The sequence below is a fragment of the Acinetobacter lactucae genome (assembly GCF_001605885.1).
GTDB lineage: Bacteria > Pseudomonadota > Gammaproteobacteria > Pseudomonadales > Moraxellaceae > Acinetobacter > Acinetobacter lactucae.
The window spans coordinates 1-23,882 of record NZ_LRPE01000003.1 but is presented as its reverse complement, the minus strand read 5'-3'; the positions used below and the strand labels follow the sequence as shown (position 1 = coordinate 23,882).

The window sequence follows — 23,882 nt, the reverse complement described above, 5'->3', positions numbered from 1 at the left end:
ACGAAGCTATTTTTTAACCATTTTATTATTTTAAAGTGATGGGGTAATAATAAATGAAAGACATGATGGGGAATGGTTTTATTGCCAATGCAGATGCCTTCTCGGTAGCTACACAAATTTATGTACGCATGCGTAGGGTGACGGGGCGGGTAATAGATGCAATGTACATGGTTCAAAATAAAGATTATGCAAAATATGTCATTACGCTTGCCCTAGAATCGGAGGATGATGAACTAAAACGATGTGTTGAGCGATTGAAATCGTTGGTTGACACAATACCTGAGCCTTCTCAAAAAGAAAAAATTGCTGCTGTTAAAGTCGATGAAGAGTCGGAAATTACTGCCGAGGATATTTATCGGGCACAAGTTCCGCACCATTACATTGGTGCATTAAGGTAATTGCCAATAAGGTTCTAAATTTTCTGGTCAATTTAGGGCCTTATTCTGTAAAGTTCTTCTGCGAAAAGAGCGGAATTCAGCTACACTATGCACGTTTTCGCGATTCGACCCATAGGAATCCATTATGCATATTGCAGCGTTGCATCAACCGAGCCAGGTTCAGCTCAATCAAGACGGAAATTTAAAACATTTTTTAACGATTGAGGGACTTTCAAAAGAAAACCTCACCAAGATTTTAGATACCGCACAAAGCTTTTTAGATGATAATAATAATTTAATTAACCGTCCGCTCTTAGAGGGATTGACGGTTATGAATCTCTTCTTTGAAAACTCCACCCGTACCCGTACTACTTTTGAAGCAGCAGCTAAACGTTTGTCTGCTAATGTACTGAACATTGATATTGCACGTTCAAGTACTTCAAAAGGTGAAACGCTGCGCGATACGCTCTGGAACCTTGAAGCAATGGCAGCGGATATTTTTGTTGTTCGCCATTCATCTTCGGGTGCTGCACATTTCATTGCTAAAGATGTATGTCCAAAGGTCGCGATTATTAATGCAGGGGATGGGCGTCACGCTCATCCAACGCAAGCGATGCTTGATATGCTGACTATTCGCCGTGAAACTAAAAAACCATTTGAAGATTTAAGCGTTGCCATTATTGGTGACATTAAACACTCTCGCGTGGCACGTTCTGATGTGGCTGCACTGCAAACATTGGGCTGTAAAGACATTCGCGTGATTGCACCGAATACACTATTGCCAGTGGGCTTTTCGGAATATGGCGAGCACGTTCGCTTATTTAACAAGATGGATGAAGGCATTACTGACTGTGATGTGATTATTGCCTTACGTATTCAAAACGAACGTATTGACTCTCCAGCATTATCTTCACAGTCTGAATTTTACAGAATGTATGGTTTAAACAAAGAACGTCTTGGTTTAGCTAAACCAGACTGTATTGTGATGCATCCGGGACCAATGAACCGTGGTGTAGAAATTGACTCAAGTGTTGCAGATGGAGACCAGTCGGTTATTTTGAAACAAGTAACCAATGGTATTGCAGTTCGTATGGCAGTATTGGCGTTATCAATGCAAGGCCAACTCCAAGAGCAAGGTTTAATTGAAGCGATTACGTTGTAAGGAATGGATCACATGAGTATTGTAAAAATTGAAAATGTACGTGTGTTAGACCCAATCCAAAAAACAGACAGCGTACAAACTGTATATATTGAAAATGGCAAGTTGGTTGCGCACGTTGAGCACGTTGAGCAAACCATTGATGGCCAAGGCAAATGGTTAATGCCAACCATGGTTGATTTGTGCGCACGTTTGCGTGAACCGGGTCAACAGCAACATGGGACATTGAAATCGGAAGGCAAGGCAGCACGTGGTAATGGTATTTTGCATGTCATTACTCCGCCTGACTCAAAGCCGATTGTACAAGACAATGGTGCTCTCATTCATGGCCTGATTGAAAAAGCATGGTATGATGGTGGTATTCACATGCATATCATTGGTGCTCAAACCCAAGGCTTAAATGGTAAACAACCAGCGAATATGGCGGGTCTGAAAAAGGGTGGCTGTACTGCTGTTTCTAATGCAAATGCTGCTTTTGAAAATGACGATGTGGTTATTCGTACCTTGGAATATGCAGCAGGTCTTGGTTTAACAGTCGTATTTTATGCTGAAGAGCCACAGATTGCTAAAGACGGATGTGCACACGAAGGCTTTATCGCTTCTCGTCAAGGTTTGCCGATGATTCCGGCAATTGCTGAAACTGTAGCGATTGCAAAATATTTGCTTATGATTGAAGCAACTGGCGTAAAAGCTCACTTTGGTTTGTTGTCTTGTGGTGCATCGGTTGAATTAATTCGTGCGGCAAAAGCAAAAGGTTTACCTGTAACTGCCGATGTCGCAATGCATCAGTTGCATTTAACTGAACATTTAACGGATGGTTTCAATTCGCTTGCGCATGTTCGTCCACCATTGCGTTCTGAGCAAGATAAAGAACTTTTACGTCAAGGCTTAAAAGAAGGCGTTATTGATGCAATTTGTACGCATCATGAGCCTTTAAGCAGTTCGGCAAAAATGGCACCATTTGCTGAAACTCAACCGGGCATTACTGCTTTTGATACCTATGTATCTTTAGGCATTCAACTCATCAACGAAGGTTTATTTGAACCTTTGGAGTGGGTTGAAAAAGTGACTAGCGTACCTGCGCAGGTTGCCAATATGACTACGCGTTGGAAAGATGAAGCAGGATGGGTATTAGTCGATCCTGAATTAAGCTGGACAGTAAGCAAAGACACGATTTTATCACAAGGGAAAAATACTCCATTGTTGGGTCAAAATCTGACAGGTAAAGTACTTCAAACTTTTGCTAACTGATAAAATGCTTATTTAAAGTAAATTTAAAATATAAACAGGTAGATCAATAAGATCTGCCTGTTTTGTAAATACTAGATGGAAATTTGTATATAAATTATTTAAAAGACAACAAAAGATTGAACGCACATTAGAATAAAAAACTATCAGCAAAGAGAAGTATTTGAATAATCAAAAGTTGCTGGTTACGACGTATAAAATTCGGGAGAATAACCAATGTCGATAAACCCTATAGAACTGCTTAAAGAAAAAGTATCTTCAACATTATTAGATAATCAGGATGGATACCTAGGCGAAAAATCGAATGCTTTATCTAAGTTTTATCCAATTTTACTTTCACTATTAGCTGCTAAACCTGATCTTATTGGACAATTAAAAAATAGTCTGGCTCCCTCGTTATCAGACCTTTTTTCTCATAATGACCAAATCAAGAATACTGTACTGACTCATTTAAGTGGTACAGCACCAAATAATGAAATCGAAAGCACACTCAACAGTGCAATTAAACCCAGCCTTAATGCAATTTCAGACGTTGCCGGAAATGATCAACAGAGTATTGTGAATTATTTACGTCAGCATGCAGAAACAATTCGTTCGCATTTACCAGGATGGGCAGTAGGTCTATTAGCGCCTTTAGGACTTGGTGCAGGTTTATCTTCAGTTACACATGCAACTTCAAAAGCTCCGCCATTAGCTGCGGCCAGCGAAAAAACGGGAAAATCTCGTGGGTTCCTCCCTATTATTGCCTTAATTATTTTGGGCCTTATCATTGCTTGGTTATGGCGTTCTTGCCAGCATAAAGAAGCTGTACCAGCACCAGAACCGACAGCTGCAAGTGGTGTTGAAGCTACTACCGCGGCTGCACCTGCGAGTTTAACTTTAACTACAGATGATAAAGGTGCTGTAAGCCAGTGTCAGGCAGGTATTGGCGATCAAGGATTCTTAGCAACATTACAAACTCAAGTTAAGCAGGTTTTCTCATCAACTCAAGATTGTAATGTGGATACTAGTCAAACGTATGAGGCTGGATTTACAGACAAAGATGCACTTGCTGGTGTACTCGCTGCCTTAAAAGGTGTGCCAAATGCATCTTTAGAATGGGTGGGCGACAAAATTACTTTGAAAGCAGGGGATGCAGCTGCGTTAGCAGCATTAACTGCAAAAGTAAAAGCTCTTGTTCCTCACACTGAAGTTGTTTCTAATGCACCAGAAACAGCTGAGCAATCTGTTAGTAATAGCTTAACTGCTTCGCAAACTGCTCTAGGCTCAATTGATCCGAATAATGTCGATGTTAATGCAATAGTAAAAGCGCTTAACTTGCAAATCATTAACTTTGCGAGTGGCTCAAGCGATATTCCAGCAGATAACAAAGCCATTCTTGATCAAGCTGCAACACTTTTGAATAAAGTGACTAATGTAAAATTAAATGTGGGTGGTCATACAGACTCGACTGGTAATGCTGCGGCAAATAAAGCTTTATCACAACGTCGTGCTCAAGCTGTGGTCGACTATTTAACATCTAAAGGTGTAGATGGGTCTAAATTAGTTGCACAAGGTCATGGCTCTGATCAACCAGTTGCAGAGAACACGACAGAAGAAGGGCGTTTTAAAAACCGTCGTATCGAGTTTTCAGTAGCTCAATAATGCTCTGATGAATTAAAAATTAGTTATTTTAATTTGAAAAAAGCTTCTCATTTTGAGAAGCTTTTTTGTTGAAACAAATAGTGTTGGATTGATATGAAAATCAGTTTGGTGGGAAGTGGGCGAGTTGCCTTTCATTTGGCAAAGGCTTTATTGGGCCAAGGTCATCACATCGTACAAGTGTATGCACGTGATTTTGAGAAAACCCAAAAGTTTGCAGAGCAATTTCAGGCAAAAGCATGTCAGTCTCTTCGCGAATTTCAACCGACCGATCTTATCATTTTAGCGGTTTCAGATAGTGCGATTGCAGAGCTTGCAAAGCAGATTCATGAATTGTTTCCTGAAACACTCATGGTTCATACCTCTGGTAGCACAGATATTGAAGTCATCAGTCATGTGCACAAAAAAGCAGGGGTATTTTATCCATTACAAACATTTAGCCTTGAGCGAGAAGTTGATTGGCACGCAACACCATTATTTGTCGAAGCGGTAACAGATACTGATCAAGAACTACTTTTAGACTTAGCAAATAGCCTAAGTAAGCGAGTGTATCAATATACCTCAAAACAGCGTTTAACTTTACATTTAGCAGCTGTGTTTGCTTGTAACTTTAGTAACTATTGTTTTGATATGGCAAAGCAGGTTGTAGATAAAGAGCAAGTCGACTTTAGCTTGCTCTATCCTTTAATTGTGGAAACAGCAAAAAAAGCCACTGAAAATGATCCAAAGCAAATGCAAACAGGGCCTGCAATGCGTGGTGATCAAAATATTTTGGCAATGCATCAAGGCTTATTGGCTCAAGCAGAGCGGGATGATTTAAAACAGGTTTATCAACTTTTGAGTGATGGCATCGTGAAGCGCCATCACTCGGACTAAGGCTTATTCAAAATTAAGGTTCGCCGTTATTTCCCCATTTTAAGAAACCCGCACGTTGATTTAAAAGTTCAAAATATTGGTCGACATGCTTAAGCGTTGGATGGTCAAAAGGAGTGGCCTTCCAGCGTTGTACAGACAGACCAATTGGAATATCGGCTAGAGTAAACTCAGTACCTGCAACATAGGCGTGAGTTTTTTCAAGTTGTTGATCGAGAATCTGCATATGATGATTCCAGTCATCAATACCTTGTTGTAATAAGTTTGGATCTTGATGATCTGGAGAATGTCTCAATAGAGACATAATTGTATAAGTCCAGCTGTTATTCAGCTCGATGGCTTGCCAATCAATCCACTGGTCAACAAAGAATCTTTCTTTCGCTTGAGTAGGGTAAAGCTGATGTTCTTTATCGTAAGCATTTGCCAAATAACGGATAATACTGTTGGACTGCCAAAGGACTAAATCGCCATCTAAAACAACAGGAATTTGACCATTTGGATTTAATCGTAAATATTCAGGTGATTGAGCAGAGCGAAAGCCTCGTCCCCAATCTTCTCTTTCATATTCAAGATTGAGTTCTTCACACAGCCATAAGACTTTGCGTACATTAATGGAGTTATCGCGTCCTAAAATTTTTAACATAGTGTTTTCTGACTTTTCGTGAGTTTAAGTAATTAGTTAGTGAAGTGTTCATTTTTATATTTTTAACATGATTTATGAATATTAATAAGTCTAGAGAATAGCTAAAGTGATATTTAAAGAAAATTATATTGCTTGAGAGCTTCTTATTTTAGGGGGGAAATAAAGGAAGATAAAATATACCTCAAAAGGGGGTATTGGTACTTGAAAACAAAATGGGTATCCTCTTGTTAAGTTGTCTGGATCCGCTTTTAGCACGTAATAAAAAACCGCACTTCATTTCGGCGGTTCTTTGAATTTTGGTTTATTTACATTGGTTCTCTGGCTTATCTAATTGCTCACGCAGCCATTCAGAATCCTCTTGTAGATTTTCTTTAGTATATCCCATTGTTCGAACTTCTTCTGAGGCTGATTCATATTCTTTAAATCTACTTAAAATAAAGTCAAAAAGTTCAATATTTTCTTTCCATCCTTTGCAATCTAGAGCTTTGAGTTTATTAGACCTAACTAGATCTTCTTGCTCAGTTTTTGCCTCTGTGGAAATGACTTGATTTCTATCCGATTGTGTTTGAACATATCGCTCCATTAACTTGTAATATTTAAGTTCAAAGCCATCTTGAGTTGAGGCAAAGCAGCCACTTGATACAATTACACTAATTAGAAATGCGGGAAGCTTCATTGTTATTTTCTATCTAGTTAAAATGGGGGTTATTATTATATTTATATAATTAATAATTCAAAGGTTATTTTAATTTAAATCTTTAGGCCTTGCTAATTTTTAATTTCGCTTATTTACCGTATTATTTTTAAAATAAAAAGGCCTAGTTTATTACTAAGCCTTTTTTATTATTTACTTAATCTTTTTAAAGATAAAGTCATTAATTTTATGACCTGATTCAATACCACGGCGTTCGAACTTAGTCACTGGACGCCAGTCTGGACGTGGATAGCTGTTGCCTTTACCTGCCAAGTTTTCAAGATCTGGACGATTATCTAAAATATCAAGCATCCATTCAGCATACGGTTCCCAGTCTGTTGCTGCGTGGAATGTACCACCAAGCTCAAGTTTCTGTTCAACCAGTTGCATACGCTCATGAATAACAAAACGGCGTTTGAAATGACGTTTCTTTTGCCAAGGGTCGGGGAAGTAAAGTTGTACGCAGTTAATGCTGTTGTCTGGCATTTCACGTAAAACCTGAATTGCGTCTGCATCAAGTACACGCAAGTTTTTAAGTTCCGCCATACCTGCTTCATAAAGACACTGAGCAATACCAGGTACGTGAACTTCAATACCCACATAGTTGCGTTCAGGGTTGGCTTTTGCCATAAGCACTAAAGAACGACCCATACCAAAACCGATTTCAACTGTTAAAGGACGTTCTGGATGTTCGAAGTGCTGGCGTAAGTCACCAACAGGATATTCCAAAATTAAATCGCGATGTTGTTCTAATGCCGTGCGTTGAGACGTATTAAGTGGTGCTGAACGACGCATAAACGTCACAATTTCACGGTGTTCAGGCAAATTGTCTAAGTCTGCAATTTGCGTTTCTAACTGATCGATCGACATAACCTTGGCAATATTGAAATTCAAATGCGGTATTTTAAGTCTTCATGTGGTCAAGTCAAATGTTTCGGTGTTTTTCTTCATGTAGATGTCATGTTGAATATTTAATCTAAGAATCTATATAAATTTCAAATGAACATATTTACTCATGAAAACTTTTCAATTACGCACACTTTCTGTGCTATTAGGGGCACTTGGTGCTTTTACATATAGTCCTTGGGCACAAGCACAGCTCATGTTTAGTCAATATGTTGACGGCAGTAGTAACCGCAAAGGTTTGGAAATTTATAATCCAGATGGGACTACAGTTAATTTAGCCGACTATGAAATTCAACAATTTAATAATGGCGGTACAGCAAAAACAGCGACTTTCCGTTTACAAGGAACGTTAACCAGTAAGCAGAAGTTTTTAGTAGGTCGTTCTGAGTTGCAGGCTGAACTTGGTAGTAAAGTAAATCAGGTCGCTGCATTATCTTTTAATGGTGATGATGCCGTTGTGCTGGTGTACAAAGGCACACCTGTAGACCGTTTTGGGCGTATTGGTGAACGCCCAGCAGCGGGATGGGGAACAGCCGTTTCAAGCTTGGGGAATAGTTTTAAGCGTATTGAAACAGAGAACCCAGCTTTAAGTATTGATGCAACTGCAGCATTTGATTTGGACCGTTCATGGTCGGCTTGGACAAACCGAAATGACTTTTCAAATTTATCTGGCTCAACAACACAGCCTCCTGTTGAAACAGTAAGTTGTTCAAGCTCCGATACACCAATTGCTGATTTATCAACCGCAGCACAAAACCAGAGCTATACCGTGCGTGGGGTGATTACTGCTGACTATCGTTATGCCAATGGTTTCTCAGGTTTTTATGTTCAGACACCTGACACCAAAGCACGTGCAAATGTCAGTAATGCTATTTTTGTATATATTCCAAATAGTAGTGTGGTAAAAGGTGGGCAAGTTGGCGATGAAGTTATTTTGCGTGGTCGTTTAACGTCTTATCAAAACCAGTTGCAATTAGATCAATTACAACAAGATATTCAAACCTGTAATAGCAATATGGCAAATCAGGTTCAGCCGATTAGCCTTGAACTTCCGTTTGCTAGTTTAAAGGGTGGTTCAATTAATTCTCCGCAGCGTTATCAAGGTATGTTGGTCAAATTACCTCAGACTTTAACGGTGAGCGAGAACTACAATTACGGCCGTTATGGTGAACTATCTCTAAGCTTAGGCCGCTTATATATTCCAACCAATTTATATCCAGCGTTATCTCCTGAAGCTAAAGCTTTAGCTCAGAAAAACTTACTGTCGAAAATTGTTTTTGACGACGGCTATAACAATCAAAACCGTACACCTTGGTTACCAAGTAATTTTAGTGCTACCAATACGCTACGTTCGGGTTATCAACTTAAAAATGCTGAAGGTATTTTAGAGTATCGTTTTAATAGTTGGCGTGTGCAACCAGTGCTTGGACGTAATCAGCCTGAAGTAATTACTCAAACAAACCCGCGTCAAAGTGTGCTTACCAAAAATGCCAATCACATCCGTGTAGCTTCATTTAACGTTTTGAACTATGACAATGGTGCAACTGGTTTTCCAACAGAACGTGGTGCAACAACACAAGCTGAGTTTGATAAACAGCACCGTAAAATCGTGAGTGCGCTCAAAGCAATTGATGCTGATGTCTACGGTTTAATGGAAATTGCGAACAATGGTTATGGCCCGAATAGTGCAATTGCCCATTTGACCAAAGCTTTAGGTAGTGATTGGAAATACGTTGTTCCTGAAAATCTAGACCGTTTAGGTGGCGATGCAATCGCAGTTGCTATTATTTATAACAGCAAGCGTGTTAGACCTTTGAATAAACCTGTTGTGCTTGATTTGGGCGACAAGAACCGAACAACATTGGCGCAAAGTTTCCAAGCAGTTCGTGGGAATAAAACGTTTACCGTCATTCCAAACCATTTGAAATCGAAAAGCTGTAGTGGGGTGGATGCTAGCTCTACTGATGCAGACCAAAACGATGGTCAAGGCTGCTGGAACCCGACTCGTGTGAAAGCAGTTGATCAAATTGTGCAGTGGTTAGCGAAAAATCCGACTCAAGTGCCTAAACAAAATGCTTTACTTGTCGGGGATATGAACAGCTACGCAAAAGAAGAACCAATTTTGTCATTTGAAAAAGCGAACTACAAAGTTTTGCTGAATGACGCTAAGGTAGGACAGGGTACTCAGGCATATAGCTATGTGTTTGGTGTTGCGAGTGATTCCAATGGAAATGGTGGAGCAGGTAACCTAGACCATGCAATTGCGGATGCGTCTTTATATCCAAAAGTAGTAAGAACCTTTGCATGGCATATCAATGCTGATGAGCCAACGGCGTTAGACTACAATGAAGAATATAAAACTGATGAGCAAAAGGCTTTGTTCTATGGTGAAGATGCTTATCGTTCTTCAGATCATGACCCTGTAATTGTCGATCTAGATTTAAATGGAAAAGACTCAAGTCATCCTGATGATGATAAGAAAAACGGTATTTTTGATTTCTTAACTGAATTAATGAATTGGCTTAGCCAGCTTTTTAAGCGTAATTAACGGAAAAGTTGCGTGACGCAAATGTGTTTTATCATATTTTAAACAATCGTCACGCAAGACAACTTGCAAGGAATAACTTTTTCAAGAATATTAGATGGTGTAAGTATTTTATAAGTTTACGCTTTTTTACAATTAAGAAATTGGGCAAACCTTGCAGGTTTTCTAGAAGCAATTTAAAACGTTAATATGAGATAACAAGGATCAGATATGAAATTATATTATTCGCCAGGCGCATGTTCTTTAGCTGCACATATTATTTTAAATGAAATTAATGTTGATTTTGACTTAGAACGAGTAGATTTAAAAACACATAAAACAGAAAAAGGCGCCGATTATTACGAAATCAATCCAAAGGGATATGTACCAGCTTTAGAAATTAACCCTGGTTTAATGTTAACTGAGAACGTTGCGATTTTACCTTTCCTTGCTCAGCACGATCCTAAGCAGGACTTAATTCCACCATCGGGTATGGGCCGTGCGAAAGTGTTGGAGTGGTTGGGGTATTTGAACTCTGAATTACATGATGCTTATGCAGTATTCTTTGGGGCGCCGTTAACAACTGATGAAAAAACCAAAGCTTATGCTGAAATTGATCGTCTTTTAAAATATATCGATAACTATTTGTCTGAATCTGACTACGATTATTTGGTAAATGATAATTTTGGTCCAGCAGATGCTTATCTATTTGTTTTAACAAATTGGTCAAACTCAATTGAGCACGATTTAACACCTTATAAGCACATTATTGCATTACGTAATAAAGTTGCCGAGCGTCAATCTGTACAAATTGCGATGCGTGATGAAGGCTTAATTTCATAATAGATTTTAATAGCCAAAAAAAAGCCCCTAATCAATAGGGGCTTTTTTTATACTAAAGACGATTAGTGTTGAGCGTCTTTTTTCACTTCAGCAGCGGTATTTTCAACTGCTTGAGCTGTATCAGCAGTTGCTTTACGAGCTGTCGCTTCAGTTTGCGCAGCAGCATCAGCGGTTGCATCAGCAGCGTTGTCAGCAGCAGCATCAATCTTCTCGGCAGCATTATCAGTTGCAGTAGCGATATCGTCAGCAGCTTTATCACCAGCAGATTTGATATCAGCACTTGCTTGTTGTGCTGCGTTTTCTAAATGTTCACCTGTAGTCGCCCCAGTTTCTGGAGCTTTATCTTTATTACAACCAACAAGGGCAACAGTCGCAGCAAGACCTAAAGCAACAAGTAATTTATTCATTGTGTTTTTCCTTCTAATTCATGGCATCCAAAATTATGGATGTCTAAAATATAAACATAAAGTAAATGATTAATAAAGATCGAAAATTGTTAAAAAGTTGTAACTCTATTATTAAAAAAGCCTAGCATTTTGTAATGCTAGGCTTGAAATAAATAATAATGATTTTGACCGATTTTACTGCCCAGAACGGATAATGTAATCAAACGCAGAGAGCGATGCTTTAGCGCCTTCACCTGTAGCAATAATGATTTGCTTGTAAGGTACAGTCGTACAGTCACCCGCAGCAAATACACCTTGCACATTGGTTTCGTTGCGGTCATTCACAATAATCTCGCCACGGTTGGTTAACTCAACTTCACTGTCTTTCAAGAAGTCAGTGTTTGGCAGTAAACCAATCTGTACAAAGATCCCTGCAAGCTCGACCACATGCTCTTCATCAGTCGCACGGTCTTTATATTTAAGACCAGTCACTTGTGAACCATCGCCTAACACTTCTGTACTTAAGGCATTCATAATCACCGTTGTGTTTGGCAAGCTATGCAATTTGTTTTGCAACACTTGGTCTGCACGAAGCTTGGTATCGAATTCAACCAGAGTTACATGCTCAACAATCCCTGCAAGGTCAATTGCTGCTTCAACACCTGAGTTACCGCCACCAATCACGGCAACACGTTTGCCTTTGAATAATGGGCCATCACAGTGTGGGCAGTACGCAACACCACGGGTACGGTATTCTTGCTCACCCGGTACATTCATTTCTCTCCAACGTGCACCTGTTGAAAGGATCACAGTTTTCGATTCAAGTTTTGCACCGTTTTCAAGTTCAACTTCAACCAAGCCATTTGCAGTCTGGTTGGCACCCGTGATTTTGCTGACACGTTGCAGGTTCATAATATCGACATCATATTCACGAACATGGGCTTCCATCTCGGCAGCAAACTTAGGACCTTGTGTCTTTTGCACAGAAGTGAAGTTTTCAATGTCCATGGTGTCCATGACCTGACCACCAAAGCGTTCAGCCACGATACCCGTGTTAATACCTTTACGTGCAGCATAGATTGCAGCTGTTGCACCCGCAGGACCACCACCAATCACCAATACATCAAAAGCATCTTTAGCATTGAGTGCTGCTGCATCTTTTTCAGCAGAGTTCGTGTCAAGTTTTGCCACAATCTCTTCAAGGGTCATACGACCTTGGCCAATGTGTTCGTTGTCTTGGAATACCATCGGTACGGCCATGATTTTGCGTTGCTCAACTTCGTCTTGGAAGAATGAACCGTCAATCATGGTTGCCGTGGTGTTCGGGTTATAAATCGCAATCAGGTTAAGCGCCTGTACCACGTCCGGACAGTTATGACAGCTAAGTGATACAAATACATCAAAGTTTGCTTTGAGGTTTAAACCTTTAATCTGGTTGAGTACTTCATTTGACACTTTAGGTGCATAACCAGACACCTGCAACAGTGCCAAGATCAAAGATGTAAACTCATGGCCCATTGGTAAGCCTGCGAAGAACACACGAGGCTGTTCACCTGCTTTAGCCACACCAAAGCTTGGACGACGTGTATTGTTGCCATCAAAACGGGCAGTGACTTGGCCAGAAAGCTCAGCGATTTCACTCACCAGCTCTTTAATTTGAGCAGCTTTATCTGATTCATCTAAAGCAGCAACTAATTCGATTGGACTTTCTAAACGTTCTAAGTAAGCTTTTAATTGAGTTTTAATGTTTTGATCTAACATCTGTTTTTTACTCCAATGCATCCAAATTCTTTCAATAGATGCATAGTACGTGAAAACATAAAATAGGTGAAACAGTATGTTTTTATGTATTTAATCGGTTTTTTGAATTATTGAGGCTATTAATAAGTAAGATCAATAATTTATCTCTAAAATGTTCTTTTTTATGTTTTGTAGTGTTTTAAAGTGAAAGTATTTAAAAATTTATATATGTTATATGGCTGTAAAGTTTTTATGTCATAACATTAAAAGGTACTTTCATGTCATTGCAACGCGGCATTTATCAGCATTATAAAGGTAATCTCTATCAAGTTTTTTCTGTGGCAAAACACAGCGAGACTGAAGAAGAGTTAGTCGTTTATCAGTGTCTTTATGGTGACTATTCAACTTGGGTACGTCCTTTAGATATGTTTACTGAAACGGTTCAAATGGCTGATGGAAGTATTGTGCCGCGATTCAAGTTAATTCAAAGCACTTAACGCAAACGACTTTTATATAAAATAACGATTTTAAAGGGTGAATATATGCCAAATACTTTTTTCTTACAAAGAGTTGCCGATTTATATGACACCTTTAAAAGACATGATGCGCAGCAGACAGATCGTTTGCTACGGTATCGTAATATTGAGGCGGAGTCTGCAAAATTACTATCGCAATTTATTCGGATGCAGCAAGCCAAATCAATTTTAGAAATTGGGACTTCAACAGGTTACTCTACTTTATGGCTTGCTGAGGCTGCTCAAGCTACTCATGGAAAAGTAACCACGCTTGAAATTGATGCCAATCGTAGTAATGAAGCGAAACGCCATGCGACTGAACTGGCATTAGATGAATTGGTTGATTTTTGGGTGGGAGATGCAGCCGATTACCTAAAAGAAACTCAGGAAACTTTCGATTTTATTTTGTTAGATGCTGAGCGTCCTGCTTATGAGAATTATTGGCCAGATTTAAAACGTTTAATGAAGCCAAAAGGTGGTGTACTCATTATTGATAATGTTATTTCACATGCGGCTGAAGTCAGTTCATTCTTAGCTTTAATTAAAAAAGATGAAAATTTTATGAGTAGTATTTTGCCCGTAGGCGCTGGTTTATGTATTGTGGTGGCAAGATAAGCCATTTAAAAATCTGATTTATTCATTCATAAAGGCCTGTTCAACGCAGGCCTTATTTCATTATGTTATGAAGCATTCACTAAAGATAGGCGAGTAAAGTGTAAGTCGAATTCTAAATATTTATGTACAAAAGCAGCTTTGTCTGTTGATCGTAATAAGTTGTCATAAATAAATTCTGGTACAGGATGATAAAGTTCGCCTGAACCATCGCTATAAAATATTTTTAGATGACGTGAAGTCGCATTGTATTTCCATGAAGTGACTGCCACAGTATTCGCCATAAATTTTTCCCCTTTTATTTCATATGATTTAAGCTCAAAAAACATCGGTTATTTATTCGACATTACTCAAACTTCATGTAATGGGGAAGGGCATAATTGTAAAAGTATCAGTAGAAAATGTGATGTGCTTATTCAAAACAAAAGAACCATCCGATGAGGGATGGTTCTTTGAGTTTTTAAAATCTAATAAGAGATTAGATTTTACCAACTAGGTCGATAGATGGAGCAAGAGTAGCTTCGCCTTCTTTCCATTTAGCTGGGCAAACTTCACCTGGGTGAGCGTGTACGTATTGAGCAGCTTTTACTTTACGAAGAAGTTCAGATGCGTCACGGCCAATACCACCAGCGTTGAGTTCAACGATTTGGATTTTACCTTCTGGATCGATAACGAAAGTACCACGGTCAGCTAAACCTTCAGATTCAATAAGAACGTCGAAGTTTTTAGAAAGAGTCCAAGTTGGGTCACCAACTAATGGATATTGGATTTTTTTGATTTCTTCAGAAGTGTCGTGCCAAGCTTTGTGAGTGAAGTGTGTATCAGTAGATACAGCATAAATTTCAACACCAAGTTTTTGGAATTCAGCGTAGTTGTCAGCTAAGTCACCAAGTTCAGTTGGACAAACGAAAGTGAAGTCAGCTGGATAGAAGAATACAACAGACCATTTACCTTTAAGGTTAGTTTCGTTAACTTCAACAAATTGGCCGTTGTGGTAAGCAGTTGCTTGGAATGGTTTAACTTCAGTATTAATCAAGCTCATCATTGTCTCCATGATTGAGGTTTATATTTAAACTTGTTTACGAGATGTAGAATAAATAAAAATTCTTTATTGGGGAAATAGTATTTTTACATGACTAAAATCGGAAAATCGAATAAGTGATAAATTTACGATTTTTAAGTCCCCAAACACTGTATTCGATTTGACTGCAAAAACATGTAAATCAAATGACAGTTATCGTAAAAGAAACTTGCCTAACAACATGAAGTCTACTTAGCCAAAATTCAAGGGTAAAATTTTAAAAAATTAAAAATATATAAAAAACCAACTGTTTTACCTTATGGTCATTAGAGCGTAAAATAGAGGATTGTTGTATTTTCAGGAAAATTTGTCTGTGCAGAATGATTTAAATATTGATCAGTGGGTGATGGCAAGAGATCGTTACCGTTTAAATCGTTTGCGTAAAGATAAAAAAGCCAATACAGCAGAGATTGAAAAATTATTTGAACAATCTAATGCCAAAGTAAGGCAGCGATTTGAACGTCTCCCTAAAATTAAACTGAATCAGGATTTACCAGTTTCTCAATATGCTGACCGTTTAATTGATGCGATTCAAAAGAATCAGGTCATTATTGTGGCAGGTGAGACAGGTTCAGGTAAAACCACTCAGCTTCCTCAAATTGCAATGCTAGCAGGTCGCGGCTTAACAGGTATGATCGGTCATACCCAGCCACGTCGTTTAGCTGCACGTAGTGTTTCTCAGCGTATTGCAGAAGAAGTCGGCGAAAAGCTCGGCGAATCTATCGGTTTTAAAATCCGTTTTAATGAACAAGGTTCGCAGGACTCTATCGTACGGTTAATGACCGACGGTATTTTGCTTGCCGAGTTAGGCAATGACCGCTTCTTGTCTAAATATGACACGATCATTATTGATGAAGCGCATGAACGCTCACTCAATATCGATTTTATTATGGGCTATCTAAAGCAGTTGCTGCCAAAACGTCCAGATCTAAAAGTTATCGTGACTTCGGCAACTTTAGATGTAAATCGCTTTAGTAATTACTTTAATGACGCACCTATTTTTGAAGTAGAAGGGCGTAGTTATCCGGTCGAAGTGCTTTATCGCCCAATTTCAGAAATGAATATTGGTGGTAGTGATGACGACGAGTTTGATGATTTTGAAGAAAACCTTCCTCGTGCAGTTGTACAAGCGGTAGAAGAATGCTTTGCAGATGCAGAAGCAAAAGGTCATCCAGAACATGCCGATATTCTGATTTTCTCAAGCACAGAGCAAGAGATTCGTGAGTTGCAGGAAACGTTGCAAAAGTATGGGCCTAGACATACCGAAATTTTACCTTTGTATGCACGTTTAGCAGTTTCTGAACAACAAAAGATTTTTAGTCCGGGTGGAAAAGGCCGTCGTATTATTATTGCGACCAACGTAGCCGAAACTGCACTTACGGTCCCAAATATTCGTTATGTGATTGATAGTGGTTTTGCACGTATATCGCGTTATAACTATCGTTCACGTGTACAACGCTTACCAATTGAAGCAATTTCTCAAGCCGCAGCCAATCAGCGTAAAGGGCGTTGTGGTCGTATTGCTCCGGGTGTGTGTATTCGTTTATATAGCGAAGAAGATTTTTTAAGTCGCCCTGAGTTTACCGAACCAGAAATTAAACGAACCAACTTAGCGTCTGTTATTTTGCAAATGCAGAGCTTAGGGTTAGGTGAGCTAGAAAACTTCGACTTTATTGAGCCACCAGATTTCCGCCTAGTCAATGATGGCCGTAAACTGTTGATTGAGTTAGGAGCCCTTAACGAGAAGAAAAATGAGCTGACCAAAGTCGGGCAAATGATGGCACGTATGCCAATTGACCCACGACTCGCTCGTATGATTATTGGTGGTGCTCATTTTGGCGTGCTCAAAGAAATCTTAATTGTAGTAAGTGCTTTAGCAGTTCAGGACCCGCGTGAGCGTCCGGCAGATAAACAGATGCAAGCTGACCAAAAGCATGCGTTGTTCAAAGAGGCAGATTCAGATTTTCTGTTTTATTTAAAACTTTGGGAGACTTTAAATCCTAAAGGCGAAGCAGGGATGTCTGAAAATAAACGTCGTCAATTTGCTAAGCAGCATTTCTTAAGCTGGTTGCGTTTACGTGAATGGAAACAGACACACCAACAATTGGTTGAGTTAGCCGAAGGCTTAAAACTTAGCTTTAATGAAAAAGCTGCAAATTATGAAAACTTGCATCGCGCATTGCTGACAGGTTTATTATCGTTCATTGCCAATAAAACAGATGAACGAAATACCTTTATGGCCGTGCGTCAGCAAAAGGCTAAAGTTTTCCCTGCGAGTACTTTGCACAAAACTAACACCTCTTGGGTGATGGCTTTTGAGATGGTCGAAACCTCACAAGTGTATTTACGTACTTTAGCCAAAATTGACCCTGAATGGATTTTGCTTGCTGCACGTGACTTATTGAAATATCACTATTTTGAGCCGCACTGGTCTAAGAAAGCGGGGATCGTCAATGCATATGCACAAATTTCCCTATTTGGTTTAATTATTGAGCCGAAACGGTTAATTAATTTTGAGAAAGTTGACCAACCTGCTGCTCATGAGATTTTCTTACGCGATGCATTAACCACGGGTAACTTGGGTACGATTCCGTCATTTTTAAAACACAACTTACTTAAGCTTGAAGAAGTAGAGCGAGTTGAAGATAAATTGCGTCGTCGTGATTTAGTGGTGGATGAAGAAACGATTTATCAGTTTTATGCATCTAAAATTCCGGAAGAAATTGCGAGCCGTCGCAGCTTTGAAGACTGGCGCGCCACAGTAGAAGCAAATAATCCACGTTATTTATTTATTGACGATGATGCGCTTTGGCTCAATGACCGACCAACAACGCAGCAATTTCCAGATCATTTACACAATGGTCAGCTACGTTTAGCAACCACATATCATTTTGACCCGAGCCATGACGAAGATGGGGCAACTGTTCAAATTCCTGTACAGGCATTGCCTCAAGTTGATGAAAATATCTGGTCATGGGGAATTCCGGGTTGGCGCCAAGATTTAATTGAGGCTTTACTTAAAGCTTTACCTAAAGATAAGCGTCGTAATGTAGTGCCTATTCCAGATACTGCTCGTAAGCTCATGCAAGGTATTGATGCAGTACATTTACGTGAACATATTTTCAGTTATTTAGCTTTTGCCTTGCGTGGTGAGCAAATTACCGAAAAAGATTTCTCGTTTGAGCGTATTGATCCATATTTGGTGCCTTTCATTAAAGTGATTGATGAAAAAGGCAAGCTCATTGCTAAAGGTCGTGATTTACCTGAGTTAAAAGCGCGTTGCCGCGTGGAAACACATCGTCCAGTTCAACAGCAAAAAGGTGAGTTTAAAGACTTTCCTGAAAACTTTACTTTCGAGGCTTCTCATAAAGTTACGGGCGTTGTAGTCAAACAATATCAGGCTTTAGTACCGACCAAGGCTTTTGCTGAGCTCGAAGCTAAAGATGAGTCAGGTATTGTTATTCAAACGTTTAACGATCAAGCTGAGGCGATTAAACAGCATCGCGAAGGGATTATTCGTCTAGTCCATATGCAGCTTGGTGACTTGGTTCGCCAGTTGAAAAAGCAGATTTCAAAACCGCTCGCGTTGGCTTATTCACCTTTAGGAGATAAGGCTAAGCTTGAGCAGATGTTGGTCTATGCAACCTTGCAGATGGCAATTACGACTTTACCTATTAACGCTGATGAATTTAATAAGCTGCTAGAGCAAGTTAAAAAGCAATTTTTGAGTTATGGTCAGCAAGCACTTGAGCAATTAAGTGATATTTATATTCAGTGGCAACAAATCCGTCGTCAGCTTTTAGTGCTTGATCCAGACGTGTTTGGACGCAGTATTGATGATATTGAAGATCAGTTAGATCTCATGTTACTTGGCAATTTTGTTTACTGCCAACCAGTCGATCTTTGGCAGGAATACCCGCGTTATTTAAAAGCATTGCTATTGCGTTTAGATCGATTGCCAAATAATCTACAGCGAGATCATGCTGCTATTGATGATGTCGATCCATGGATGGACAAGGTGTTTAAATTCAAAAACAATCCCAAAATCAAAGAATTGTATTTGATGTTGGAAGAATTCCGCATTTCTTTATTTTCTCAACCGATGAAAACCAAGATGCCTATTTCGCCAACTCGACTGCAAAAGTTATGGGATCGTTTGGGAATCAGTTAAGATAGATCGGGGTCTGTTTATGTTGTTGTTTAGCCTACAACGCAATTTATAAATGAAAGATTAACAGATCCTATTCATTTTTTTAGGAGTTTTACATGGGCATTCGTATCACAGGTACTGGGTTATTTCACCCAACAGAAATCATTTCTAATGAAGAACTGGCCGACAGTTTAAATGCTTATGTGGAACAATATAACCAAGAGAATGCAGAGAAAATTGCAGCAGGTGAGCTAGAAGAGTTACGTGGTTCTAGTGCTGAATTTATTGAAAAAGCGTCTGGTATTAAGCGCCGTTACGTCATTGAGAAATCAGGTATCCTCGATCCGACACGTTTGCGCCCTCGTTTGTCTGAACGTTCAAATGACGAACTTTCACTTCAAGCAGAGTGGGGCGTGATTGCTGCAAAACAGGCAATGGAAAATGCAGGCATAACTGCTGAAGATATCGATGTTGTAATTTTGGCATGTTCAAACATGCAGCGTGCTTATCCGGCAGTAGCGATTGAAATTCAGTCGGCTCTTGGCATTCAAGGTTATGCTTATGACATGAACGTAGCATGTTCAGCTGCAACTTTTGGTTTGAAACAAGCAGCTGATGCAATTCGCTCGGGTGCTCGCCGTGTTTTATTGGTAAATGTCGAGATTACTTCTGGTCACTTAGACTATCGTAACCGTGATTGCCACTTCATTTTTGGTGATGTTGCGACTGCTTCTATTATTGAAGAAACCACAACTAAAACTGGTTTTGAAATTTTAGATATTCATTTATTTACTCAATTTTCAAACAATATTCGCAATAACTTCGGTTTCTTAAACCGTAGTGAAGATGCAGTGGTTGATGACAAGCTGTTCCGTCAAGATGGCCGTAAAGTATTTAAAGATGTTTGTCCGTTAGTGGCAAAAATCATTAATGCGCAGTTGGAAAAAATGCAGTTAACTGCAAACGATATTAAGCGTTTCTGGTTACATCAAGCTAATGCCAACATGAATGAATTAATCTTGAAATATGTGGCTGGTAAAGAGGCAGATCTAAGCCGAGCGCCTATTATTCTAGATGAGTTTGCTAATACCTCATCAGCAGGTGTGATTATTGCTTTACACCGTACAGGCCACGAAGTAGATGATGGCGAATATGGTGTGATTTCATCTTTCGGTGCTGGTTATTCAGTCGGTTCGATCGTTGTACAAAAGCACGTTGCTTAAGTTAAAAGATTAATTAAAAACGCTCGTAAGAGCGTTTTTTTATGAGTGAAATCATATAAAAAAGCGGACTCAAATTGGCCCGCTTAGATTAAATCAAAAGTAATTAAAACTTTTTGGTGTAGTTTACAAACAAACGGTCTTCACCAAAGTCATTGCCATGTTTAACGTTGTAATCAATGCGAATATATTGCAGGGCAACGCCTTTTAAGAATGGCTGCTGCAATGCATAGTTTAAAATCACATTTGACTCGGTTTCATGGTTTTTCTCACCGTTGGCTGCTTTAAAATCATGGCCGTAAACATATTTCACCATCGCATTTAGGCCCGGCACATAATCTTTAAAATCGTAGCCATACATCACATGGTAAGACTTTTCGTCTTCTTTAAAGAAACCCGTTGCATTCCAGTTTATGAAATAGGTTTCTGGCAAGAAACCATCTGGTAATGGGTAAGCTGACTCACCGATAATCTGTTGATAACCTAAACCAAAGGTATGGTTCTTTACTTTAAGTGTTTCTAACACCCCAATGTTTTGCGCATCAATATCAAAGGTATTGCCATCATCTTTTGCATTAAAGTATTTAAACTTAGAAGTAAGCGCAAAATTAGGTTGTTTCCAATTATGCTCAAGTCCGACATAATGCTTGTTATACAGATCTTCCAAATTACCAAAGTAATATTCGCCCTTGAGTGACGGTGTAAATTGATAACGCAGGTCAATATAATTTAAGCCATCAGATTCTTTGGTAATTCCATTTGCCGTAAACGAAAACTTTTTAAAGTCTTCTTCATTTCGTGGCGACACTTTTTCAACCCGACCAATTTCAGCATAAAGTTGATCTGAAAGTTGCGATTTAAGATTGGTTCCCCAATAAGAGGCAAGTAATTGTCGGCTTGCATCCACAGCCGTTACAGGCAGGTCTAACCAAAGTTCACCGACACTTAAAAGGGTTTTGTCATAGCCCAGCTTTAATGTTGCACCATATTTTAAAAAGTCAGATGCTTGAGATTGTGTTTCCTTATTAAAAGGCAAAACTGTGTCCGCAACATGTTTATCTGAACTCAAGCGAACTGCGTATTGAACAGAAGCATCTGCACCAATCGTAATCGGTTTGTCTGCAATTTGCAGCGGAGTATCATGCATTTTTGACTTATAAAATAATGATGCGGCTTGAGACCAACTGCCGGTATCTTTGAGTGCATCATTGTCAAAATTACGGTTGATATAAGCGTTTTTTAAAGTGAACTTCCATTCATCTGCGTTTTGTTGAGCGGTATCAGCTGCCCATAAATTTGAACTAGTCAATAAACCTAATAATGTGGCTATTGCTAAATTACATGGCTTAAAACGGTGTAATAATTCCATAATCCATTTCCAAAAAGATGCGCCAGTCCTAGGCGCATTTATATTTACTGCTGGGTAAGCGTTTTTTGAGGGGTAAAAGTTGAGGGAGTCTGCCCGGCAACAGAGGCTTTTAGATTGACCATAAATATTGCAAGTGCAGCAATCACACCCGGAATTGCAATCGCTAAGAAATTCATTTGGTGAGGAAGTTCAAAGGTGAGCAGAGCTCCAGTTAAAACTGGACCGATAATTGCACCAATACGACCAATTCCAGATGCCCAGCCCATGCCAGTTGAACGAAGTGCTGTCGGATAGAACTGTGCAACGAAAGTATAGAGTAAGATTTGCGAACCAATTGTGGCAGCACCAGCAATCGCAATTAGGCTATATAAAATAAATTGTGGACTGTTAATGCCAAGCAGAATTAAAGCTGCTGATCCCACAATAAACATGATCGTAATAACAGGTTTTAAATGGAATCTGTCTGCTAAAGCACCACCACCAATGGCACCGACCATACCACCAATATTGAGTGCAAACAGGAACAACATGCTAGCACCTAATGAATAACCCGCTTGCAGCATGAGTTTAGGTAACCAGCTTCCTAAGGCATACACCATGAGTAAGCACATAAAGAAAGCAATCCAGAACATAAATGTGCTGAAGGTACGGCCTTGCTGGAAAAGTGCACGGACAGGTGCGTCTGTAGTTGTACTTTCATTTAACACCAGTTGAGTATTGGCGTTTACCTGCGTTTCTGGCGCAATTTTACTCACAATAGTTTTTGCCTGTTCGCTATGGTTAGATTTCACTAAAAAGGCGAGAGACTCTGGCAAAAATTTCCAGATGAGTGGAAGTAATAACAGGGGAATACCCGCGATTAAAAACATGATTTGCCAGCCCATATCTTTTACGAGCCATGCGCCGAGTAGCGCAGATGTCATGCCGCCAATCGCATAGCCACTAAACATGATTGCCACTAAGGTACTGCGGATTTTTTTAGGTGCATATTCGGTCATAAGTGCCACAACGTTTGGCATGACACCACCAATACCAAGACCTGCAATAAAGCGCAAAATTGCAAACTCTGTTGGTCCTTTAGCAAAGGCACCGAGAAAGGTAAATCCGCTAAATAAGGTGACACAAATCAAGATGGTTTTTTTACGGCCTAGTTTGTCTGAAAGCGTGCCGAAAATCATGGCACCAAACATCATACCGAATAGAGCAGCACTGGCGAGTAAACCAGCTTCAACAGCAGTTAATGACCATTGCTGCATTAACAGAGGAAGAGCAACCCCATAAATAACTAAATCATATCCATCAAAAATAATAATAAGTAAGCACCAGATTAAAACTTTCCAATGAAAAGATGTAAAACTGGCTTTATCAATTAACTCATTAATATTAACCTTGCTCATATCCATTTTCTTCACCTCCAATTTGTGAAGCATCGCGTTATTTTTTAATAAACTATTTTGTTATTGGATTAGAGTCAAAAACCTAATTGATATATCTTTATGTCTTTTAGGTATTGTGTTTTTATTGGTTTAATTTATTGAAAAATATAATTTATTTTTAATGGGTGAGCTGTTGTTTTTGTCGTTTTGAAAATAGGGTTGAATATTGTAATGTGAGAATTTTAAGGGTTTTATGGATGTTTTTTTATAGATTTTATTGGTGAGAATCACAGCTAAAAATATAGCTAAATTTATATGTTGAATTGAAATGAAAATATAAACACAAAATACTAAAGTCTATTATTTAATTATTTTAGAGATTCATCTTAAAAATTAAATTTAATCTATATTCAATAAAAAATCACCAAGTCAGAATTAGCAAATTATTTGCCTCCTGATTTGGCGATTGAGGCTTTATTTTAGTGTTGGGCGCTTAGATAAAAAATTAATTTGTGGCTGGAGTTG

General features: G+C 39.1%; 20 protein-coding genes. 11 read left to right on the top strand and 9 right to left on the bottom strand.

Annotation, left to right across the window (positions count from 1 at the left end; all coding sequences use genetic code 11):
* Positions 1–53: 53 nt before the first annotated feature.
* The 5 genes from AWW73_RS01060 to AWW73_RS01040 all read left to right on the top strand — a co-directional run bounded on the left by AWW73_RS01060 (position 54) and on the right by AWW73_RS01040 (position 5,301).
* A complete protein-coding gene (locus AWW73_RS01060) occupies positions 54–398 on the top strand; it encodes a hypothetical protein (protein ID WP_062848501.1) in 345 nt (114 codons plus the stop codon).
* 124 nt (positions 399–522) lie between these two features.
* Positions 523–1,539 carry an aspartate carbamoyltransferase catalytic subunit gene (locus AWW73_RS01055; RefSeq protein WP_002121555.1) on the top strand — a complete coding sequence of 339 codons (1,017 nt, stop codon included), beginning with the start codon at positions 523–525 and terminating at the stop codon, positions 1,537–1,539.
* A gap of 12 nt (positions 1,540–1,551) precedes the next feature.
* A complete protein-coding gene (locus AWW73_RS01050) occupies positions 1,552–2,787 on the top strand; it encodes a dihydroorotase (RefSeq protein ID WP_062848500.1) in 1,236 nt (411 codons plus the stop codon).
* A gap of 213 nt (positions 2,788–3,000) precedes the next feature.
* Positions 3,001–4,428: an OmpA family protein gene (locus tag AWW73_RS01045; protein ID WP_062848499.1), complete on the top strand. Its 1,428-nt coding sequence runs from the start codon at positions 3,001–3,003 to the stop codon at positions 4,426–4,428.
* A gap of 93 nt (positions 4,429–4,521) precedes the next feature.
* On the top strand, positions 4,522–5,301 hold the full coding sequence (locus tag AWW73_RS01040; protein ID WP_062848498.1) for a Rossmann-like and DUF2520 domain-containing protein: 780 nt from the start codon (positions 4,522–4,524) through the stop codon (positions 5,299–5,301).
* A gap of 13 nt (positions 5,302–5,314) precedes the next feature.
* On the opposite strand, the gene AWW73_RS01035 is transcribed toward AWW73_RS01040, so the two are convergent.
* The 3 genes from AWW73_RS01035 to trmB form a co-directional block, all read right to left on the bottom strand.
* Complete coding sequence (locus AWW73_RS01035) at positions 5,315–5,941, bottom strand: glutathione S-transferase family protein (RefSeq protein ID WP_062848497.1); 627 nt, start codon at positions 5,939–5,941, stop codon at positions 5,315–5,317.
* A 301-nt stretch (positions 5,942–6,242) separates the two neighbouring features.
* Positions 6,243–6,617: a hypothetical protein gene (locus AWW73_RS01030; RefSeq protein WP_057106197.1), complete on the bottom strand. Its 375-nt coding sequence runs from the start codon at positions 6,615–6,617 to the stop codon at positions 6,243–6,245.
* 171 nt (positions 6,618–6,788) lie between these two features.
* Positions 6,789–7,505, bottom strand: coding sequence for a tRNA (guanosine(46)-N7)-methyltransferase TrmB (trmB, locus tag AWW73_RS01025; protein WP_016141670.1), 717 nt, complete (start codon positions 7,503–7,505; stop codon positions 6,789–6,791).
* 145 nt (positions 7,506–7,650) lie between these two features.
* On the opposite strand from trmB, the gene AWW73_RS01020 reads away from it, so the two are divergent.
* Positions 7,651–10,089: an ExeM/NucH family extracellular endonuclease gene (locus AWW73_RS01020; RefSeq protein ID WP_062848496.1), complete on the top strand. Its 2,439-nt coding sequence runs from the start codon at positions 7,651–7,653 to the stop codon at positions 10,087–10,089.
* Between the two features lie 207 nt (positions 10,090–10,296).
* Entirely contained in the window at positions 10,297–10,908 is a 612-nt protein-coding gene (locus AWW73_RS01015) for a glutathione binding-like protein (protein WP_016141668.1), read from the top strand.
* A gap of 62 nt (positions 10,909–10,970) precedes the next feature.
* Here AWW73_RS01015 and AWW73_RS01010 read toward each other — a convergent pair whose 3' ends face one another.
* Both AWW73_RS01010 and ahpF read right to left on the bottom strand, forming a co-directional pair.
* A complete protein-coding gene (locus tag AWW73_RS01010; protein ID WP_016144711.1) occupies positions 10,971–11,315 on the bottom strand; it encodes a hypothetical protein in 345 nt (114 codons plus the stop codon).
* A gap of 174 nt (positions 11,316–11,489) precedes the next feature.
* Complete coding sequence (ahpF, locus tag AWW73_RS01005; RefSeq protein ID WP_062848510.1) at positions 11,490–13,055, bottom strand: alkyl hydroperoxide reductase subunit F; 1,566 nt, start codon at positions 13,053–13,055, stop codon at positions 11,490–11,492.
* 257 nt (positions 13,056–13,312) lie between these two features.
* On the opposite strand from ahpF, the gene AWW73_RS01000 reads away from it, so the two are divergent.
* Both AWW73_RS01000 and AWW73_RS00995 read left to right on the top strand, forming a co-directional pair.
* Positions 13,313–13,531 (top strand): DUF1653 domain-containing protein, encoded by a 219-nt coding sequence (locus tag AWW73_RS01000; RefSeq protein ID WP_004702746.1) that lies wholly within the window; start codon positions 13,313–13,315, stop codon positions 13,529–13,531.
* Between the two features lie 45 nt (positions 13,532–13,576).
* The gene (locus AWW73_RS00995) at positions 13,577–14,164 is read left to right on the top strand and encodes an O-methyltransferase (RefSeq protein WP_046812983.1); all 588 of its coding nucleotides are present in this window, start codon (positions 13,577–13,579) and stop codon (positions 14,162–14,164) included.
* Between the two features lie 65 nt (positions 14,165–14,229).
* Here AWW73_RS00995 and AWW73_RS00990 read toward each other — a convergent pair whose 3' ends face one another.
* Together AWW73_RS00990 and ahpC are read right to left on the bottom strand one after the other, a co-directional pair.
* Entirely contained in the window at positions 14,230–14,445 is a 216-nt protein-coding gene (locus tag AWW73_RS00990; protein WP_005070287.1) for a KTSC domain-containing protein, read from the bottom strand.
* A gap of 194 nt (positions 14,446–14,639) precedes the next feature.
* Complete coding sequence (gene ahpC, locus AWW73_RS00985; RefSeq protein WP_003652649.1) at positions 14,640–15,203, bottom strand: alkyl hydroperoxide reductase subunit C; 564 nt, start codon at positions 15,201–15,203, stop codon at positions 14,640–14,642.
* 352 nt (positions 15,204–15,555) lie between these two features.
* On the opposite strand from ahpC, the gene hrpA reads away from it, so the two are divergent.
* Complete coding sequence (hrpA, locus tag AWW73_RS00980; RefSeq protein ID WP_062848495.1) at positions 15,556–19,413, top strand: ATP-dependent RNA helicase HrpA; 3,858 nt, start codon at positions 15,556–15,558, stop codon at positions 19,411–19,413.
* A gap of 95 nt (positions 19,414–19,508) precedes the next feature.
* Positions 19,509–20,615: a beta-ketoacyl-ACP synthase III gene (locus tag AWW73_RS00975; protein WP_062848494.1), complete on the top strand. Its 1,107-nt coding sequence runs from the start codon at positions 19,509–19,511 to the stop codon at positions 20,613–20,615.
* Positions 20,616–20,718: 103 nt separating this feature from the next.
* On the opposite strand, the gene AWW73_RS00970 is transcribed toward AWW73_RS00975, so the two are convergent.
* A complete protein-coding gene (locus AWW73_RS00970; protein ID WP_062848493.1) occupies positions 20,719–21,981 on the bottom strand; it encodes an OprD family outer membrane porin in 1,263 nt (420 codons plus the stop codon).
* A gap of 44 nt (positions 21,982–22,025) precedes the next feature.
* Positions 22,026–23,384 carry an aromatic acid/H+ symport family MFS transporter gene (locus AWW73_RS00965; RefSeq protein ID WP_062848492.1) on the bottom strand — a complete coding sequence of 453 codons (1,359 nt, stop codon included), beginning with the start codon at positions 23,382–23,384 and terminating at the stop codon, positions 22,026–22,028.
* Between the last annotated feature and the right edge of the window lie 498 nt (positions 23,385–23,882).

Excerpts from the sequence above, each read along its gene's own strand:
- AWW73_RS01035 (WP_062848497.1), bottom strand. The coding sequence starts at position 5,941 with ATGTTAAAAATTTTAGGACGCGATAACTCCATTAATGTACGCAAAGTC.
- AWW73_RS00990 (WP_005070287.1), bottom strand. The coding sequence starts at position 14,445 with ATGGCGAATACTGTGGCAGTCACTTCATGGAAATACAATGCGACTTCA.
- AWW73_RS01010 (WP_016144711.1), bottom strand. The coding sequence starts at position 11,315 with ATGAATAAATTACTTGTTGCTTTAGGTCTTGCTGCGACTGTTGCCCTT.
- AWW73_RS00975 (WP_062848494.1), top strand. The coding sequence starts at position 19,509 with ATGGGCATTCGTATCACAGGTACTGGGTTATTTCACCCAACAGAAATC.
- ahpC (WP_003652649.1), bottom strand. The coding sequence starts at position 15,203 with ATGAGCTTGATTAATACTGAAGTTAAACCATTCCAAGCAACTGCTTAC.
- AWW73_RS00970 (WP_062848493.1), bottom strand. The coding sequence starts at position 21,981 with ATGGAATTATTACACCGTTTTAAGCCATGTAATTTAGCAATAGCCACA.
- AWW73_RS01040 (WP_062848498.1), top strand. The coding sequence starts at position 4,522 with ATGAAAATCAGTTTGGTGGGAAGTGGGCGAGTTGCCTTTCATTTGGCA.
- AWW73_RS01045 (WP_062848499.1), top strand. The coding sequence starts at position 3,001 with ATGTCGATAAACCCTATAGAACTGCTTAAAGAAAAAGTATCTTCAACA.
- AWW73_RS01020 (WP_062848496.1), top strand. The coding sequence starts at position 7,651 with ATGAAAACTTTTCAATTACGCACACTTTCTGTGCTATTAGGGGCACTT.
- AWW73_RS00995 (WP_046812983.1), top strand. The coding sequence starts at position 13,577 with ATGCCAAATACTTTTTTCTTACAAAGAGTTGCCGATTTATATGACACC.
- AWW73_RS01030 (WP_057106197.1), bottom strand. The coding sequence starts at position 6,617 with ATGAAGCTTCCCGCATTTCTAATTAGTGTAATTGTATCAAGTGGCTGC.
- ahpF (WP_062848510.1), bottom strand. The coding sequence starts at position 13,055 with ATGTTAGATCAAAACATTAAAACTCAATTAAAAGCTTACTTAGAACGT.
- AWW73_RS01055 (WP_002121555.1), top strand. The coding sequence starts at position 523 with ATGCATATTGCAGCGTTGCATCAACCGAGCCAGGTTCAGCTCAATCAA.
- AWW73_RS01015 (WP_016141668.1), top strand. The coding sequence starts at position 10,297 with ATGAAATTATATTATTCGCCAGGCGCATGTTCTTTAGCTGCACATATT.
- AWW73_RS01050 (WP_062848500.1), top strand. The coding sequence starts at position 1,552 with ATGAGTATTGTAAAAATTGAAAATGTACGTGTGTTAGACCCAATCCAA.
- AWW73_RS01060 (WP_062848501.1), top strand. The coding sequence starts at position 54 with ATGAAAGACATGATGGGGAATGGTTTTATTGCCAATGCAGATGCCTTC.
- AWW73_RS00965 (WP_062848492.1), bottom strand. The coding sequence starts at position 23,384 with ATGGATATGAGCAAGGTTAATATTAATGAGTTAATTGATAAAGCCAGT.
- AWW73_RS01000 (WP_004702746.1), top strand. The coding sequence starts at position 13,313 with ATGTCATTGCAACGCGGCATTTATCAGCATTATAAAGGTAATCTCTAT.
- trmB (WP_016141670.1), bottom strand. The coding sequence starts at position 7,505 with ATGTCGATCGATCAGTTAGAAACGCAAATTGCAGACTTAGACAATTTG.